The organism is Marichromatium purpuratum 984, assembly GCF_000224005.2.
Classification (GTDB): domain Bacteria; phylum Pseudomonadota; class Gammaproteobacteria; order Chromatiales; family Chromatiaceae; genus Marichromatium; species Marichromatium purpuratum.
In genome coordinates this window covers 649,039-668,633 of record NZ_CP007031.1, presented here as the reverse complement: position 1 = coordinate 668,633, position 19,595 = coordinate 649,039, and the positions used below count along the sequence as shown (strand labels likewise).

The 19,595-nt window shown below is 70.3% G+C and carries 5 protein-coding genes and 1 pseudogene; all 6 read right to left on the bottom strand.

All coding sequences use genetic code 11. The features are described 5' to 3' along the window. Positions 1-141: 141 nt before the first annotated feature. Positions 142-2,040, bottom strand: coding sequence for a saccharopine dehydrogenase NADP-binding domain-containing protein (locus tag MARPU_RS03035; RefSeq protein ID WP_005224882.1), 1,899 nt, complete (start codon positions 2,038-2,040; stop codon positions 142-144). Next, positions 2,037-3,185, bottom strand: a complete 1,149-nt coding sequence (locus MARPU_RS03030; RefSeq protein WP_005224883.1) for a saccharopine dehydrogenase NADP-binding domain-containing protein — start codon at positions 3,183-3,185, stop codon at positions 2,037-2,039. Before MARPU_RS03030 ends, MARPU_RS03035 begins: the two co-directional genes overlap by 4 nt. A gap of 156 nt (positions 3,186-3,341) precedes the next feature. Further along, positions 3,342-4,166, bottom strand: coding sequence for a thioesterase II family protein (locus MARPU_RS03025; RefSeq protein WP_005224884.1), 825 nt, complete (start codon positions 4,164-4,166; stop codon positions 3,342-3,344). Then, entirely contained in the window at positions 4,151-8,749 is a 4,599-nt protein-coding gene (locus tag MARPU_RS03020) for a non-ribosomal peptide synthetase (RefSeq protein ID WP_005224885.1), read from the bottom strand. The genes MARPU_RS03025 and MARPU_RS03020 overlap by 16 nt, the downstream gene beginning before the upstream one ends. Then, complete coding sequence (locus MARPU_RS17950; RefSeq protein ID WP_051415124.1) at positions 8,746-15,528, bottom strand: non-ribosomal peptide synthetase; 6,783 nt, start codon at positions 15,526-15,528, stop codon at positions 8,746-8,748. Before MARPU_RS17950 ends, MARPU_RS03020 begins: the two co-directional genes overlap by 4 nt. Before the next feature lie 49 nt (positions 15,529-15,577). Next, positions 15,578-18,481, bottom strand: a pseudogene (locus MARPU_RS16960) (amino acid adenylation domain-containing protein); the annotation flags it as partial. Positions 18,482-19,595 lie beyond the last annotated feature (1,114 nt).

Here is a 19,595-nt window from a genome sequence, read left to right as displayed (position 1 = left end):
GCCGCCCCGGACGGAGCGGCGCACAAGGGAGGACAGCACCTGACCCGGGCAGGTGCCGACACGCACCCGACGGGGCGAGCGCCCCGCCCGAGGGCTCGGCACTGCGACCCGTCGAGCGGGGCAGGACCGCGCGGGCAGCCGTCAGACCGCTTCGGCGGGGGCTGCCTGCACGACCGCCGAGGGCGCGCCCAGCACGATCTCGGCGGTACCGTCCTCGTGGCTCGTCCAGTTCACCCGCAGACCGCTGTGCGCGGCCATCGCCTCCAGCGCCTCGCGCTCCATCTCGCGCACCAGCAGGGCCAGCTCCGGGCAGTCGAGTCGCGCGAACATCTCGGCATAGGCGCAGTACTCGATCATGCAGCTGATCCGTCCCTGCTCCTCGCGCAGGCGATAGCGCAGCACGCCGAGTGCCTCGCAACCGGCGAGGAAGGCGATCCAGTAGTCGGACACCGCCCGCCAGGGCTGGTCGAAGGCGGCGAAGACACTGGCATCGGGCCACAGCCAGCGCATCTCCATGCGCCCGGTCTCCAGAAACATCTTGCCGTACAGACGCAGCGCTTCATCGCGCCCCAGCACCTCGCGCGCGTGCGAATAGCCGGAGGTGAACATGGCGATGTCGCGGGTCACCGCCTGCCACAGCTTCGCCGTGGCGGCATCGTCGCGCACACGCAGATCTGCCAGCGCCCGGTAGTGACGCCGCCAACGCATCAGCGTGAGGAGGATGAAGGTGATCCAGCGCGTCCCGCGCCGCGCACCGCGCAGCGCCGCCCAGACCTCGGACTCGACCAGGAAACGCTTCTGCAGCGGCACCATCTTGGGATGCACCGGCTTGGCGGTGTACCAGTTGGCGCCATAGTGTGCGAGATCGGAAACCGCATCACCGGCCACCGCCTCGACCCAGCCGAAATCGAGCCCCTGGGCACGCAGCGCCGCCAGATCGGCGGGCTTGCTGGAGATGCCCCGGCGTGCCAGATGACCGCTCAGTCGCTCCCAGCTCTCCGGCTCCAGCTGGTCGACGGTGTACACCCCCTGATAGTCGGCCAACTCGTCGGCCAGCCAGGCATCGGCCAGGGCGCAGGCCATCAGCGCGGTCAGATCGTAGGAGGAGATCACGCCCTGCACCAGCAGCCCCTGCTCCGGAGCCTCGTGCGGATAGACCCAGAGCACGGTATCCGGGTCGGCGTCCTTCTTCGCCTTCATCGTCTGACCGCTGGCATGGAACTTCCGCGCCAGACGATCGAGGGTGGTCTCGCTCCAGCGAAAACGTGCCATGAAACGCGCGAACCCCGGTTTCAGGTACTGGATGTGATAGCGCGCGTCGAGCGCGGCGACCCCGTCGGCGACCCGACTGCGGCCCGAGCCCAGACTGGCCGTCTCCAGCGCGGAGAAGGGGATGGTCTGGAGCGCCTCGGCCTGTCCGGGGAACGGGCAGGATCCCTGGGCGTCGCGCCAGGGGGTCGGCACACGCCGGCGACAACCACCCTCGAACACCTCGATGTGGTCGCTGAAAGTCGCCAGGATCGCGTGCGGACTGCTCTCGCCGCCACCGTAGGCCGCGCCCATGCAGCTGCGGATGTGGTAGCGACCGCTCGGCGAGGCACGTCGCGCCGCCAGCTGCGCGAGCAGCAGGCTGGAGAGCCCCGGCGTGAAGCCCATGCCGGTGAACACCCGGCGCCCGAGATCGCGGGCCTGCGCGTGCAGTGCCAACACCTGATCGGCGACCGCCAGGCTGTCGTTGATGTCGATGCAGTCGACCCCGGCCTCCAGGCACAGACGATGCACCTCGGCACCGAAGGCCGGGGTCGGCCCCATGGCGAGGATCGCGAGATCGAACTCGGCGATGGTCGCCCGCGCCGCCTCGCGCTCGCGCAGGTCGAGCTGAACGCACTCGCGCCGCCCCGGCCCTGCCTCGACGACGTGCGGACGGCGCGCGGCGCTGGCCACGCGCAGCCGCGGATAACGCCGCGCGAGATGGTCGACGATCCGTCGCCCACTCTCGCCGCTGCCACCGAGGACGATGATGCCACCCGAAGCGCTCATGCCGACACCTCCCCGGCGGCGACGACGGCCCCCGCCGCCGACTCCCGCCCGATCTCGACCAACCCCTGCTCGCGCAGGCGCGCCATGAAGGGCACCGCAGGCACCGCCTCGTGCAGCAGTTGCACACCTGGCTCGGGCGTCTTCTGTTCGAGCAGTGCGGCGGCGGTGAGGGCGATCACCGCCCCCGTGGCGCGATAGGTGTCGGTCAGGGTCAACAGCGCCGTGTCGCTGGCACCGTCGCGATAGCGCAGCCGGGCACGGATACCGTAGGCCGGAGCCAGCTTGCGCATGTCGCGCGCCGAGGCACGGACGAGCCAGCGCGCACCACGCTCGATCCCGGAGCGCGAGGCGTGCCAGCCGAGCATCTTGGCGAGCATGCACACCAGCGCCGCACGGGGACCGATGTTGGCACCGTGGACGTGGGCCTCGGTGATCGCGTGCGTGCGCGCCAGACGTGCGATCTCCTCCGAGTAGAGCAGCATGGTCGTGGCGGCCCCGATGGGTTCGGGGAAGGTGGCCTTGTACATGGCTCGGCGCATCGGGGTGCTCACCACCTGCTGCTCGCGCAGATAGCAGAAACCACGGTCCTCGCCGAAACCACCGAGGCTGGAAACGATGTCCCAGGCCGAGTGATAGGTCCAGGCATCGCGCCCGACATAGGCCAGGTCGAGACGCTCGACGGCCCGTCCCCGTGCCTGGGTCTCGATCAGCCACTGCGGGAACATCCCCGACAGCCCGGGCAGCAGGCCAACGTTGATCACCAGGGGCGCGCGCGCCGCGGCCCGTTGCTCATCGGCCTCCAGGGCGTGCAACAGCGGGTCGTAGCCACCGGCGTCCACCAGCGGCACGCCGACACGCTTGCAGGCCAGCGCCACGCGATCGCCGATCAGCCCCGAGGGACCGACACAGGCGATCACCAGCCGACTGGCGGCACAGGCGGCATCGAGCGCCGCCGTGTCCTCGACGTCGAGCACGCGCGACTCGACGCGCGCGCCGAAGGCGCTCATCCACTCGGGCAGCGCCCGCGCGCGCCGTCCGCACAGCAGCAGCGACAACTCGCTGTTCTCCAGCAGATAGCGCGCCGCTTCGAGCCCCACCCGACCGAAGCCGCCGAGTAGCAGAATCCGTTCATCACGCCTGCTCATCGTGCGACCACCCGGCCGAGACGACCATACGCCCGAGACGACGCGCGGCCGAGGGCGCGCATCAGGTTGCCAGTTTCCATCAAGCTCTCCAGTGTCAAAAGGGAATGCATTGCGGCCCGCCCCGCACGGCACGGACCGCGCCCGAGCGGCCGGGACTCAGGGCAGCGCCAGCGCGCGCCAGGATGGCGAGGTGGGCAGCGCGGCCGTCACCCGTGCGCTCATCGCCACAGCCTGCGTCGAGGGATAGAAGTGCCCACCACTGAAGGCATGGAGTTCAAAGCCACGGCCGGCGACCCGCGACCAGGCGCGCGCATCGTCCTCGGTCAGCTCTTCGTCCTCGCGCCCGACCCAGGCCTGCACCGGCACCTGCACGCGGGGGAAGAGGTCGGACGCCTCGTGGTAGGTCTCGATGAGGCGGTAGTCGGCACGCAACGCGGGCAGCACCATGGCCGTCAACTCGGGCGAATCGAGCAAGGGGCGCAGGTTCTGGTTGAGGCGCACGATCTCCTCCAGGAGCACCTGATCGGCGGCCTGATGGAGCCGCGTGCGCTTGCCCCGCCCCGGCCCCTCGCAGGCCGACAGCACCAGCTGATGCGGCAGCCGCACCTGATGACGCTGCAACCACAGGCACAGCTCGTAGGCCACGGCCCCGCCCATGCTGTGCCCGAACAGCAGGTAGGGGCGATCGAGCAGTTCAGGCGTGCCTACCAGCGCCTGACCGAGCGCCTCCACCAGCTCCGCCATGGTCTCCACACAGGGTTCCCCGAGCCGTTCCTCGCGCCCGGGGTACTGGACGGCCACCAACTCCCCCACGCCGGACAGTGCCCGCGCCCAATCACGGAAGAAGCTGGCCGCGCCCCCGGCGTGCGGCAGGCAGAACATCCGCCACCCGGCACTCGGGGCCGGCTGGAAGACCCGGAACCAGGCGCGTCGACGCGCGCCCGCCGACGGTCGCGTGGCGTACGTCAGGTCGATTGACATGCGCCCCCCCGCTCCGCGCCCTTCAGCGATCCGAAATGCTCGAGCAGCGGCAGGAAGTAGTCGCGCTCGACCCGGTGCGGATCTCGCCCCTGCGCGACGAGCACCTCGCGCAGGTTGTCGATACGGTACTGGTGGTGTCCCCCCTGACTGATGCCGTGACGGAAATAGCGGTTGATGAAGCCGCGACCGAAGCTGTCGTCGAGACGCTGGTTCCAGCGCTCGAAGTCGAGCGCGGCGAACTCGCACCCCAGCTCGTTGAACCAGCGGTAGATCTGGTTGCCGCCCAGACTGCGTTCGGAGACCAGATGGTAGTTCTGCCCCGTACCGCCGATCTCACGCCCGACCAGCATGCCGATGTACTCGGCCACCAGGTTCACCGGGGTGACACTGATGAGGATCGATGCCTCTGGGTAGGCATTGACACTCGAGCAGGTGCGGAAGAACTTGACGAAGGCGTCGTCGTTGATGAAGGGCCGTTCCTGCTCGCTGTCCCAGGTGATCGCGCCGGAGCGGAAGATGTTCACCGACACGCCGCGCTGGCGCGCCATGTGGAAGAGCTGCTCGGCCATGTACTTGGTGTGCTCGTAGGTCAACTCCGGCTTGTGCCAGGGCGCGTCCGGGCCGGTCGCCTCCGGGATCGGCGGCTCCTCCTCGCCATAGGGCAGGCGATAGTGAACACCGATGGTCGACATGTAGTGGATCGGTTTGCGCCGCCCGGTGCAGGCCAGCTCGATCGCGTTCGCCGAACCCTTGACGTTGATCGGGTAGAGCCGCGAGAGCGGCGCGATCAGGCTGATCAGTGCCGCCACGTGCACCACCTTGTCGATCCGCTCGGCCAGCTCGGCATAGACCGCGTCGGACAGGCCGAAGCGATCGGCAGTCAGGTCGCCGGGCAGGATACGCACCCGCTCGGGATCGAGTTCCAGCTCGACGCCCTTCTCCTCGGCGACCTGACGGATGCGTTGCAACCCGTCCTGCGGATCACGGCACCGGACCAGGCAATTGAGCCGGTTGTCGCTGTCGCGCAGCAGCCGACGCAGCACATAGACCCCCAGATAACCGGTCGCGCCGGTCATGAAGATCTCGGTCGGCCCGTCAGTGGCTCGCTCCGGTCGTGCCGCATCGAGATGACGCATGGCATGTGTCGCCAGCGCCTCGAGGTCGATCTCCTCGCGGAAGCGCTCCTCGGCGTCCGAGGCATGACGCAAGGCCTCAACCATGTCGCGGAAGACGGAGTGATTGAAGATCAGGTCGATATTGACCCCGAACCCCTCCTCCATCAGCCAGTTGAGCAGCCCCACCGCGCTGAGGCTCGAACCTCCGATCATGAAGAAGTCGTCGTCGCGCGAGACCCGCTCGGCCTCGGTCAGCTCCCGCCAGACCTGTGCCAGACGCTGCTCGAGCGGGTCGTCCAGCGGCGGCTCGAAATCCGTCTCGCGGGGCGTCGCGCCTTGGAAGTGCTCGGCCAGCGCCTTGCGATCGACCTTGCCGTTGCGACTCAGGGGGATCTGCGGCAACACCTCCAGGGCCACCGGGATCATGTAGCCGGGCAGCAGCTCGCCGAGTTCCCGCCGCAGGCGCTCGGCGAACTCCGCCGGGGCCTCGGCCCGGGGATCGCTGGGCACCACTGCAGCGACCAGGTCGAGCGGCTGCGCACGCACCAGCGCAACGCCGCGCGCCACGCCGTCGATCTCGCCGAGCGCCGCCTCGACATCACCCAGCTCGATGCGGTGGCCACGGATCTTCACCTGGTTGTCCTCGCGACCGAGGATCTCGATCACCCCGTCGCCGCGATAGCGGCAGATGTCGCCGGTGCGATAGAGGCGTTCACCGCTCCGCGGATGGGTGATGAAGCGCTGCGCGGTGCGCTCGGGGTCGTTGGCAAAGCCCAGGGCGACGCCGGGACCGCCGACATACATCTCGCCCGCCACCCAGTCCGGGCAGGACTCGAGCCGACGGTCGAGCACATAGAGACGATGATTGCTGAAGGGCGATCCATAGGGGATCGACGTCGCGCCCTCCGGCACCTCGTCGATCCGGTGATGGATGCAGGTCACCGAGATCTCGGTCGGCCCGCCGAGGCTGTTGAGCTGCAGGCCGGGCAAACGCCTGCGGACCTGCTCGGGCAGGGTCACCGGAATCCAGTCCCCGGAGACGAAACCGAGCCGCAGGCTGGAGAGATCGCTGGCGTGCGAAAGGCTCGCCAGCAGCATCTGCATGTGCGCCGGCACCGAGTTCCAGACCGTCGCCTTGTGGCGCTCGATGGCCGCCACCCAGGAGGCCGGATCACTGCGCCACTGCCCTTCCGGCAGCACCAGCGTGGCCCCAGCGGTGAAGGTGCAGAACAGGTCCAGCACCGACAGGTCGAAGCTGTAGTTGACCAGCCCCAGCGCGCGATCCTCGGCATGGAGACCAAACTGGCGATTGAAGCCGACGATGGTGTTGAGCACCCCCTGGTGGGTCAGCATGACCCCCTTGGGCCGCCCGGTAGTGCCCGAGGTATAGAGCACATAGGCGAGCCGACTGGCGGTGTCGCACGCCTCGCCCCGCGCGATGGCGGCCTCCAGCGCGGCACGCCGCGCAGCCTCCGCACGCGCCTCGCCGGGTTCGCCCATCGCCACCACGACCACCGCCTCGGGCCAGGCGTCAACGGCCCGTGCGGCATCCGTCACCACCACCCGGGCACCGACGTCGGCGAGGATGCGCGCGCGCCGTTCGCTCGGCTGGGTGACGTCGATCGGCACATAGGCCGCATCGGCCAGCAGGGTTCCGAGCACGGCAGCGACCTGCGCCGGCCCCTTGTCGAGGCACAGCGCCACCGGCTCGCCCGCCACGCAACCGGCCGCCTGCAGACGCTCGGCGAGATCCAGCGCCCAGTCGGCCAGTTCGCGATAGCTCCAGCCCCGAGCACCGCACAACAGCGCCGGGTGCTGCGGCGCCTCCAGTGCGCGACGGCAGAAACCGCCGTGCAGGTAGCCACGCGGCAGAGGCGCGTCGCGCTCGTGATTGATCTGCTCGCGCTGCAAGCGGGTCGACTCGGGCAGTGCCACCGGACGCTCGGCCCCCCAGGCCGCCTCCTCCCGCGCCAGACGCGAGACGACCTCGCCGAAGGCGGCGAAGGCCTGCTCGATGACGCCCGCCGGGAAGATCCCGCGCCGCACGTCCCAGTCGACATGCAACGCGCCACGCCGCTCGGTCGCCTGACAATCCAGCCACACCTGTGGGGTCTGAGTGATGCCGTAGTTCAGCTTGGCGTCGTGCATGAACGCATTGCGCGGCAGCTCGTCACCACTCACCCCCAGGGTACTGGTGAAGACCACCGGGATCAGACGGTTCTCGCGCTGCTGGCGCGAAAGCTCGCGCAGCACCTCGATGCCGCTGAAATCGGCGTGCGCCATGTCCTGCCACAGCCGCTCCTGCACGGCACGCGCACGATCGAGGAAGGTCGCGCCGCTGTCGCCACGCACCTCCAGCACGTTGATGGCGATGAAGTCGCCAACCACGCGTCGCGCCTCAGGCGCCTGTGCCGGGCGGTTCAGAAGAGTCAGGTTGATGCAGAAATCCTCGCGCCGCGACCAGCGCCGCAGGACCTCGGTGAAGACCGCCATCACCGCCGCGGTCGGGGTCAGCTGGTGGCGCGTGGCGCTGGCGCAGAAGGCCTGCCAGTCGGCGGCAGGCAGGTCGAAGCCGAAACGCTCGAAGCTCGCGCCCTCGACCTTGCCGCGCACGGTCGCCGGCAACAGCGGCAACTCCGGGGCATCCGGCAGCTCGGGCAGGCGCTGCATCCAGTACTCGCGATGCGCCCGGCGCCGTGCCTGGGTGTCGGCCTGCTCGCCTCGAGCGCGCTCGCCGGTCACCAGATCGCGGAAGGTCAACGACAACGGCGGCAGCGCCCGCTCGGGGTGTTCGTAGCGCTCGCCCAGCTCGGCCAGCAACAGTTGGATGCTGGCGAAGTCGGCGATCAGCAGGTCCGTCGAGTAATGCAGGATGGACCGCTCGTCGCCGAGGGTCAGACGCAACTCGTAGAGCGGCCAACGCTCGGCGTCATAGCGTCGGAAGGCCATCTCGTCACGGCTCGCCAGCACCGCCTGCTCGAAGACCTCGGCCGAGGCCCCGCGCCGATCGTCGCAACGCAGCGGCGGCAGGGAGACATTCCTCAGCACGCGTTGGGTACCGTCGCTCCCGATCACCGCGCGCAACATGTCGTGCCGCTCGATCAACTCGTGCCAGGCACGCTCCAGGCGCTGCGGGTCCAGCGGCGGCAGGTCAAGCTCCAGATAATTGTGACAACCCACGCCGCCGAGGTCGTAGTTGTCGCGACGACCGACGATATAGGCCAGCTGCAGGTCGGTCAGCGGGAAGGGCTCGTAGCGCTCCGGTGAAGTCGCGCCGAGCGCCTCCTCGCCCCCCGCCAGATAGGCGATGATGGCCTCGCGGTTGCTCTTGATGGCCGCCCGCCGCCGCTCGTCGAGCGCCCCCGCGGGGGCCTTGAAGCGCAACTGTCCGGCCTCTTCCCAGAGCAGGATACCGGCCCCGCCCAGCTCGTCGATGAGGTCGCTCACGAGCCGATTCTGATCGTTCATAGGATTCCTTCTTCAATGAGGTCGTCGTTGTCGTCGGTCACGCCGAACGCCTGCCACTGCTCGCGCACGTGGTCGGCGAGCGCGGCGACAGTGGGGGACGAGAAGAACACCTGCAGCGTAATCGGCTGCGGGCAGACATGACGCTCCTGGAGCAGTCCGGCGATACGCGTGGCGTTCAGGCTGTCGCCGCCGACCAGGAAGAATTCGTCTTCACGGGAGATCCGTTCGACTCCCAGCACCTCGCACCAGATCGCCGCGACCTGCTCCTCGAAGTGGTCGCGCGGCGGCTCGTAGGCACGTCTCTCGACGACCTGGGCCTCGAGCAGCGCCGTCAGCGCCTTGCGATCGACCTTGCCGTTGGCGCTCAGCGGCAGCGCGTCGAGTTCCAGCAGGGTGTGCGGCACCATGTAGTCGGGCAGTGCCTCGCGCAGACGTGCGCCGATCGCCGCCTGGTCGAGCACGGCACCGGCGGCGGGCACCAGCACCGCGGCGAGCGCCGCCGGGGTGCCGTGGGTGAGCGCCACCGCGCGGGCGATCTCCGCCTGGCCGTTGAGCACCGCCTCGATCTCGCCGAGTTCGATGCGATGGCCCCGCACCTTGACCTGGTGGTCGAGTCGACCGAGGAACTCGAGCGTGCCGTCGGGCCAGTAGCGGCCCTGGTCGCCGGTGCGGTACCAGCGCTCGCCGGCGTGCTCGACGAAGCGCTGCGCGGTCAGCTCGGGGTCGCCGCAGTAGCCCAGCGCCACGCCGAGGCCACCGATCCACAGCTCGCCCGGCACCCAGTCGGGGCAATCGCGCCCCTGGGCGTCGACGACACGGTAGCGCTGGTTGGCCAGCGGTCGGCCATAGGGGATCGAGCGCCAGTGCGGCGGCAGCGGCAGCTCGACGTCGTGGGCGTTGGACCAGATCGCCGCCTCGGTCGCCCCGCCCATCGCCACCAGGCGCACGCCGGGGCGGCTGCGGGCAAACAGGCGCTCGGGCAGGTCGAGCCCGATCCAGTCACCGGAGAGGTAGACCTGCTCGAAGGGCAGCGGACGCGGGTCGCGCTCGGCCATCACCAGCAGCATGTCGAGCAGCACCGGCACCGAGTTCCACAGGGTCACGCCGTGACGGTGGATCTGTTCGAGCCACGCTCCGGCATCGCGCCGCTGCGACTCCTCCAGCACCACCACCGCGCCGCCGACCGCGTGCAGGCCGAAGAGGTCGTGGACGGAGAGGTCGAAGTCGAGCGCGGAGACGGCCAGCACCCGGCTGTCGGGGCCGACGGCGTAGCGCGCGGCGAGGTTCTCGAGGGTGTTGACGGCCGCCGCGTGGCTCACCTCCACGCCCTTGGGCGCACCGGTCGAGCCGGAGGTGAAGATGATGTAGGCGCGCTGCTCGGGGTCGACGGTCACGGGGGCGGCCAACGGCTCCAGACCCGCGGCCTCGGCGATGTCGAGCGGCACCGTGCCGGGGCTGGCTGCGGCCTCGCGGTGGGCGGCATCGGTGAGCACCCAGCGGATCGCGGCGCTGGCATGGATGCGTGCCTGACGCGCCGCCGGTTGGCGCACGCCCACCGGGACATAGCAGGCCCCGGCGGCGAGCACGCCGTAGACGGCGGCGACCTGCGCCGGACCGCGCGGCAGGCTCACCGCCACCGCCTCGCCCGGGGCGACGCCACGGGCGCGCAGCAGCGCGCCGATGCGCAGCGCCTCGGCGGCCAGCTCACCGTAGCCGAGTCGGTGCTCACCGGCCAGCAGCGCCGGGCGCTCGGGGGCGCGCGCGGCCCACTCGAACAGACCGGCGTGCAGCAGGTGCCCGCGGCGCGGCGCGGCGGTGGCGTTGACCGCTGCGCGGGTGGCCTGCTGCGGCGACGGCAGTTGCGGCGACGGCAACGCATCGGCGTGCCGTGCCAGCCGTTCGAGCAACTCGCCGAGCGCGGCCAGCATGTCGTCGAGCAACCCATCGGGGAACAGCGCATCGACACTGTCCCAGGAGATCAGCAGGTCACCACGATGTTCGTACATCTGATGGTCGAGCCACACCTGCGGGGTCTCGGACAAGCCGCCGTGGACCAGCTCGGGGAAGTCCTCCGGCATCTCGTCGAGCAGACCGTCGGACATGCCCAGGGTGCTGGTGAAGATGATCGGCAGCGCCGCCGCCATCCGCTCCAGCGTCTTGCCGCGCTCGCGCTGCACCCAGATCGAGGAGACCTCGCGATGATCGAGTGCCTCGGCGATCTCCTGCTGCATCGCCTCGGCGCGATCGAACAGGCTCGCCCCGGCCTCCGGCCGATAGGCGATCGGCGAGAGCGAGGTAAAGTCACCGATCAGCGAGCCGATGTCCGGGTGCAGCGGCTGACGGTCGAAGCGGGTCAGGTTGACAGTGTGGGCGGCACCGCCGCTCCAGCGACTGAGCACCTCGCCATAGGCCGCCAGCACCAGCACCGAGGGGGTGATGTTGCGCTGCCGCGCGGCCTGCTTCAGGCGTCCCCAGTCATCCCCTTGCAGACGCAGGGTCCGACGGCTGAAGTGAGGATTGGAGAGACTGTACGGATCGCGCGCGAGCGGCAACGCCGCGGCCCGTGGCAGCGTGTGCAGACGCGCGTGCCAGTGGGCCTCGGCACGCTCGACATCACGCGGGTCTGGATGCACCTGCATCAGGTAGTCGCGGAAGGAGACGCCGATCTCCGGCAGGCTGCGCTGCGGGTCGTCGTACAGCGCCGCCAGCTCCTGCACCAACAGGCGGATGCTGTAACCGTCGAGGCTCATGTAGTCGAGCAACAGACCGAGACGGCAGCGCCCTGCGGGATAACGCACCCGATGCAGGGTGAAGCCCGGCGGCACCGGCTGACGGGTCTGCTCACGCCACCAGGACAGCACACGGGTGGCGGCCTCGGTCGCATCGCCCGCCTGCTCGTCGCTGACCTCCACGGCCGCGACCGCGTCCGCCGGCAGGATGCGTTGCCTGCCGTCGCTGTCGAGCACCGAGCGCAGCATCTCGTGGCGCGCCACGAGTCGGTCACAGGCATGCTGCAAGCGCGCGCGATCGATCTCCGCGCCGTCGAACTCAAGCAGATAGTGAGTGCCGCAGTTGAGCGGCAACCCGGGTAGCTGCCCCATCCAATAGGCCTGCTGCACCTCGGTGAGGGCGAAGGGTTCGTAACGGTGCTCGGGGTCGGCGACGATGGTCACGGGTGCGCGCGGCTCCTCCGTCGTCGTCAGTCCGGCGGCGAAGTCCATCAGTCGTGGCTGGGCGAACAGCAGCCGCAGCGGCTGCGGCGCGCTCAGGCCCTGCTCGCGCAGCGCCGTCACCGCACGGGTCGCCAGCAGGCTGTCGCCACCGAGGTCGAAGAAGTTGCTCTCGCGGCCCAGCGTCTCGGCCCCGAGCAGTGCGCTCCAGACCGCGGCGACACGCCGCTCGGTCTCGCCGCGCGGCGGCTCCAGGGTGACGACCTGCTCATCGACCCGGGCCTCGAGCAGCGCCGTCAGCGCCTTGCGATCGACCTTGCCGTTGGCGCTCAGCGGCAGCGCGTCGAGTTCCAGCAGGGTGTGCGGCACCATGTAGTCGGGCAGTGCCTCGCGCAGACGTGCGCCGATCGCCGCCTGGTCGAGCACGGCACCGGCGGCGGGCACCAGCACCGCGGCGAGCGCCGCCGGGGTGCCGTGGGTGAGCGCCACCGCGCGGGCGATCTCCGCCTGGCCGTTGAGCGCCGCCTCGATCTCGCCGAGTTCGATGCGATGGCCCCGCACCTTGACCTGGTGGTCGAGTCGACCGAGGAACTCGAGCGTGCCGTCGGGCCAGTAGCGGCCCTGGTCGCCGGTGCGGTACCAGCGCTCGCCGGCGTGCTCGACGAAGCGCTGCGCGGTCAGCTCGGGGTCGCCGCAGTAGCCCAGCGCCACGCCGAGGCCGCCGATCCACAGCTCGCCCGGCACCCAGTCGGGGCAATCGCGCCCCTGGGCGTCGACGACACGGTAGCGCTGGTTGGCCAGCGGTCGGCCATAGGGGATCGAGCGCCAGTGCGGCGGCAGCGGCAGCTCGACGTCGTGGGCGTTGGACCAGATCGCCGCCTCGGTCGCCCCGCCCATCGCCACCAGGCGCACGCCGGGGCGGCTGCGGGCAAACAGGCGCTCGGGCAGGTCGAGCCCGATCCAGTCACCGGAGAGGTAGACCTGCTCGAAGGGCAGCGGACGCGGGTCGCGCTCGGCCATCACCAGCAGCATGTCGAGCAGCACCGGCACCGAGTTCCACAGGGTCACGCCGTGACGGTGGATCTGTTCGAGCCACGCTCCGGCATCGCGCCGCTGCGACTCCTCCAGCACCACCACCGCGCCGCCGACCGCGTGCAGGCCGAAGAGGTCGTGGACGGAGAGGTCGAAGTCGAGCGCGGAGACGGCCAGCACCCGGCTGTCGGGGCCGACGGCGTAGCGCGCGGCGAGGTTCTCGAGGGTGTTGACGGCCGCCGCGTGGCTCACCTCCACGCCCTTGGGCGCACCGGTCGAGCCGGAGGTGAAGATGATGTAGGCGCGCTGCTCGGGGTCGACGGTCACGGGGGCGGCCAACGGCTCCAGACCCGCGGCCTCGGCGATGTCGAGCGGCACCGTGCCGGGGCTGGCTGCGGCCTCGCGGTGGGCGGCATCGGTGAGCACCCAGCGGATCGCGGCGCTGGCATGGATGCGTGCCTGACGCGCCGCCGGTTGGCGCACGCCCACCGGGACATAGCAGGCCCCGGCGGCGAGCACGCCGTAGACGGCGGCGACCTGCGCCGGACCGCGCGGCAGGCTCACCGCCACCGCCTCGCCCGGGGCGACGCCACGGGCGCGCAGCAGCGCGCCGATGCGCAGCGCCTCGGCGGCCAGCTCACCGTAGCCGAGTCGGTGCTCACCGGCCAGCAGCGCCGGGCGCTCGGGGGCGCGCGCAGCCCACTCGAACAGACCGGCGTGCAGCAGGTGCCCGCGGCGCGGCGCGGCAGTGGCGTTGACCGCCGCGCGGGTGGCCTGCTGCGGCGACGGCAGTTGCGGCAGCGTGGGCTGCGTCCAGTCCTGCTCGGCGAGTCGACCGAGCAGCTCCAGATAGGCGGCGAACATGTCGTCGAGCAGTCCCGCCGGGAAGAGACTCTCGACCGCGTCCCAGGAGAGGGTCAGGCTCCCTTGGTACTCGTAGAGCTGGTGATCGAGCCACACCTGGGGCGTGCCCGAGAGACCGCCGGAGACCAGGCGCGGGAAATCGGCGGGGGCCTGGTCGAGCAGCTCACCCATTCCCAGGGTGCTGGTGAACACCACCGGCAGCGAGGAATTGGCGAGATGCGTGCCACGCGCCCGCTCGCGCTGCACCCAGATCGAGGAGACCTCGCGGTATTCCAGCGCCTCGGCGATCTCCTGCTGCAACGCCTGCGCCTGCCCCAGGAGCGCGTCGCCATGGCTGGCGAGGAAACGCACCGGAGCCAGCGAGGTGAAGTCACCCAGCACCCGGTCGACATCCGGGTGTACGCGTTGCCGATCGAACAGGGTCAGATTGAGGGTGAAGTCACGCCCGCCGGTCCAGCTGCGGATCACCTGACCATAGGCCGTCAGCAGCAGCACCGAGGGGGTGATCCGGTGGGCGCGGGCGCGCGTCTTGAGACGCGCCCAGCAGGCGGCGTCCAGCCGCGCCTCGCGACGCTGGAAATCCATCTCGGTCAGGGTCTGCGGGTCGGTCGCCAGCGGCAGTTCGGGGCCCGGCGGCAGACTGAGCAGACGCTCGCGCCAGAAGGCCTCGGCACGGAGCAGCGCGGCGGGGTCGGGGGACAACTGCTCGACATAGTCGCGGAAGGACAGCCCGATGTCCGGCAGCTCGGCCTGCGGCCGGGCATGGAGTTCGGCGAGCTGACCGAGCAGCAGCTGAATGCTGTAGCCGTCCAGTACCAGATAGTTGAACAGGATGCCGACACGCTGGCGCGTACCGCCGTAAGCCAGGGCGTGGATCTCGAGCGGCGGCCACTCGGCGGCGGCATCGCGCCGTGCGGACAGTTCCCGCCAGCGTCGCCGCAGATAGCGCTGCGCGGCGGCGGCGGAGTCTTCGCCAGCGAGTTCGGCGGCCGCGCCGTGCATCAGGCGCAGTTCCGCAACCTCTGCCAGGATGCGCTGACGACCGTCCTCGTCGACCACCGCACGCAACATCTCGTGATGACGGATCAGTCGGTTCCAAGCGGCCTCGAAGCGTTCGAGATCGAGATGCTCGCCATCGAGTTCGAGCAGATACCAGGTCCCGCAGCTCAACGGCAATCCCGGCGACTGCCCCATCCAATAGGCCTGCTGCACCTCGGTGAGGGCGAAGGGTTCGTAACGGTGCTCGGGGTCGGCGACGATGGTCACGGGTGCGCGCGTCTCCTCCGTCGTCGTCAGTCCGGCGGCGAAGTCCATCAGTCGTGGCTGGGCGAACAGCAGCCGCAGCGGCTGCGGCGCGCTCAGGCCCTGCTCGCGCAGCGCCGTCACCGCACGGGTCGCCAGCAGGCTGTCGCCACCGAGGTCGAAAAAGTTGCTCTCGCGACCCAGCGTCTCGGCCCCGAGCAGTGCGCTCCAGACCGCGGCGACACGCCGCTCGGTCTCGCCGCGCGGCGGCTCCAGGGTGACGACCTGCTCATCGACCCGGGCCTCGAGCAGCGCCGTCAGCGCCTTGCGATCGACCTTGCCGTTGGCGCTCAGCGGCAGCGCGTCGAGTTCCAGCAGGGTGTGCGGCACCATGTAGTCGGGCAGTGCCTCGCGCAGACGTGCGCCGATCGCCGCCTGGTCGAGCACGGCACCGGCGGCGGGCACCAGCACCGCGGGCGAGCGCCGCCGGGGTGCCGTGGGTGAGCGCCACCGCGCGGGCGATCTCCGCCTGGCCGTTGAGCGCCGCCTCGATCTCGCCGAGTTCGATGCGATGACCCCGCACCTTGACCTGGTGGTCGAGTCGACCGAGGAACTCGAGCGTGCCGTCGGGCCAGTAGCGGCCCTGGTCGCCGGTGCGGTACCAGCGCTCGCCGGCGTGCTCGACGAAGCGCTGCGCGGTCAGCTCGGGGTCGCCGCAATAGCCCAGCGCCACGCCGAGGCCGCCGATCCACAGCTCGCCCGGCACCCAGTCGGGGCAATCGCGCCCCTGGGCGTCGACGACACGGTAGCGCTGGTTGGCCAGCGGTCGGCCATAGGGGATCGAGCGCCAGTGCGGCGGCAGCGGCAGCTCGACGTCGTGGGCGTTGGACCAGATCGCCGCCTCGGTCGCCCCGCCCATCGCCACCAGGCGCACGCCGGGGCGGCTGCGGGCAAACAGGCGCTCGGGCAGGTCGAGCCCGATCCAGTCACCGGAGAGGTAGACCTGCTCGAAGGGCAGCGGACGCGGGTCGCGCTCGGCCATCACCAGCAGCATGTCGAGCAGCACCGGCACCGAGTTCCACAGGGTCACGCCGTGACGGTGGATCTGTTCGAGCCACGCTCCGGCATCGCGCCGCTGCGACTCCTCCAGCACCACCACCGCGCCGCCGACCGCGTGCAGGCCGAAGAGGTCGTGGACGGAGAGGTCGAAGTCGAGCGCGGAGACGGCCAGCACCCGGCTGTCGGGGCCGACGGCGTAGCGCGCGGCGAGGTTCTCGAGGGTGTTGACGGCCGCCGCGTGGCTCACCTCCACGCCCTTGGGCGCACCGGTCGAGCCGGAGGTGAAGATGATGTAGGCGCGCTGCTCGGGGTCGACGGTCACGGGGGCGGCCAACGGCTCCAGACCCGCGGCCTCGGCGATGTCGAGCGGCACCGTGCCGGGGCTGGCTGCGGCCTCGCGGTGGGCGGCATCGGTGAGCACCCAGCGGATCGCGGCGCTGGCATGGATGCGTGCCTGACGCGCCGCCGGTTGGCGCACGCCCACCGGGACATAGCAGGCCCCGGCGGCGAGCACGCCGTAGACGGCGGCGACCTGCGCCGGACCGCGCGGCAGGCTCACCGCCACCGCCTCGCCCGCTGCGACGCCACGGGCGCGCAGCAGCGCGCCGATGCGCAGCGCCTCGGCGGCCAGCTCACCGTAGCCGAGTCGGTGCTCACCGGCCAGCAGCGCCGGGCGCTCGGGGGCGCGCGCGGCCCACTCGAACAGACCGGCGTGCAGCAGGTGCCCGCGGCGCGGCGCGGCGGTGGCGTTGACCGCTGCGCGGGTGGCCTGCTGCGCGGGCGGCAGTTGCGCGAGCAGCGGACGGGTCCACTGCTGCGGGGATTGCGCGAGCTGCTCCAGCAGCCCCGCATAAGCGGCGAACATGTCGTCGAGCAGTCCCTCGGGGAACAGCTCCTCGACCGCGTCCCAGGCCAGCAGCAGACCGCTCTCGTCCTCGTAGACCTGGTGGTCGAGCCACACCTGGGGGGTCTGCGAGATCATGAAGTTCAGGCTGCCCAGGGTGGCCTTGCACTGCGGCGTCAGCAGGGGCGTGCCGAGGTTGCAGGCGAACACCACCGGGGCCGAGACGCCGTCGGCACGGCCCTCTCTGGCCAGATCGCGCTGCACGCTGACCGCCGAGTAGGCGGCATGCTCGACATCGGCGTGGAACTGGCGCTGGATCGCCCGCGCGCGCTCCAGGAAGGAGGCCGGTCGACGGCAGTCGCAGTGCAGCAGCAGCAGGTTGGTGAAGTCGGCGACCACCTGGTCGATGCCGCTATGGTCGCTCTTGCGGTCGAACAGGGGCAGGTTGAGGAGAAATTCCGGCTCCGCGCTCCAGCGTGCCAGCACCTCGGCATAGGCGCTCACCAGCACCATCGCCGGGGTCAGCTGATGGGCGGCGGCGTGCGCGCGCAGCGCCTGCCAACGCGCCGTCGACAGCACATGGGTCCGCCGCACGAAGCGCGGCCTGCAGACCGACTGCGGGTCCTTGACCAGCGGCAGGCGCGGCCCGGAGGGCAGCTCGGGCAGGCGCGCCTGCCAGTGCCGACGGGCCGCCTCGCGGGCGTCGGCGCTGCGTTCGGCCTCCAGCGCCAGATAGTGCGAGAAGCGCCAGGCGGGATCGGCCGAGAGGGTGCCGCCGCCATAGGCCGTGGCGAGATCGCGCAGCAACAGGTGCAGGCTCTGCACGTCGGCGACCAGCAGATCGATGTCGAAGTGGAGACGGGTCCGTCCCGCCGGCAGCAGTGACAGTTCGAGCCCGGCAACCGAACCGGCCTGGATATCCAGACGCCGGTGCGAGAGACGCTCGCGTACCGCCAGCAGCTGCTCGGAGGTGCTCGACGCCGACAGGGTGCTGAAGTCGTTCACCTGCAGCGGCGGAGCGGCGACCTCGTCGTCGATACACTGCATGCCGTCGTCGGTGAAGCGTGCCCGCAGCATGGCATGGGCCTCAAAGAGACGTCGCCAGGCAGTCTCCAGACGCGCCGGCTCGACCCCCTGACCGTCGATCTCCAGATAGGCGTGACAGCCAACCTCGCCGAGCGGCTGCTCGTCCTGGCGCCCGATCCAATAGGCGTACTGGACGTCGGTCAGGGGAAAGGGGCGACCATCCTCGATCGCAACGACTGCGGCCTCGGGCACGGCCTCGACCGGCGACGCGGCGGGCGTCTCCACCAGCGTGCGCCAACTCGCCAAGGTCGGGTTCTCCATCAGTCTGGCGAAGGTCACCGATACGCCGGCCTTGCGCCAGCCGTCGACCAGTCGCATGACGTGCAGCGAGTCCAGCCCCAGTTCGATCAGGTTGTCGTCCTCGCGCCCGGCGAGCGGAACCGACAGCAGAGCCTGCAGCTCGGCGGTGAGATCGATATGCGTGCCATGCGACATCAGTCGACCTCCCGCATCGGGCCGAGGGCCGTCCCAGCATCGATCACGGCCGTGCATGCGTCGATCCGCTCAGCGCGCACCGCGCCGCGGCACTGGCATGGCCGATACCTCCACTGCTGATCAGCGTGCCCGAGCACTGCAGGCCCGTGTCGACCCTGTTGCATAGCATTCCCCTCGCGCCAACGACCGGGGTGCGGCAGCTGTCGCGCACGATGACCGATCGCACGACGAGGCTGCCGCCCAGGACGAGCGCAGACATTCAAGAAGTGATTTTGGTTGGGGAAGCTTAGGGACGAGGGAGTCGACACCACCACCCGAAGCGGTCTGTCTTCCCCCGGAAAAGATATTTTTCGATAATGAAAATCACTATTATTAACGCCATCGACATCCGCTCGGCCTGCCCACGACCTGGAGCGCTCGCCCCCTTAAGGGCGATGACGGACAACGACGCCACGCGCGGACCTGCCGGTCGGCTCCGGGGCAGCGCCGACCGGCACGACGAGAGGCGCCTCGATCAGCAAGCCGAGGGCGGCCGGGGTCGCCCCGTCGACGCGCTCACGCCAATCGACTCCACCGCGCGGGACGGGCCGGATCGAGTACTTGCCATGGCCTGGCCAGCACCATGGCGATACTCGGCCAGGGACGCCGAGCCCGGCGACAGCACCCGCGCCAGTGACCAGCCCTGTCTTTGGACGCAGGCCAACATTGACACTAGATGACAATGCAATCAAGATGCGTTTGCATCTAGGGAAGATCCTGCTGTATCCGGAGAGATCCTGACACCATGAAGTCATCAACCAGCGACCTGGAGCGCGTGGCCCGACAGATCCGCCGCGCGTCCCCCCGGGGAACTGCCAGGGGTGGTTTCGGTATGACATGGACGGTCGTATTCCCGGTCGTTTCCGTCGCGGCCATCACTGAGACGAGTCGTCGCACACCATTCGCCTCCACCACGCCGCCCTCGCCCCCCTCCTCCGGCCGTGGCGCCTCCCTGACGCATATCGACACGGCAGGCGACGGCAGAACCCTGACCACGTTCACCCTCAGCCGACGCGAGACGCCAGTGGGCACGGCCCGCCGACGACATGCCCGAGGGAACAGACAAAACCTTGAC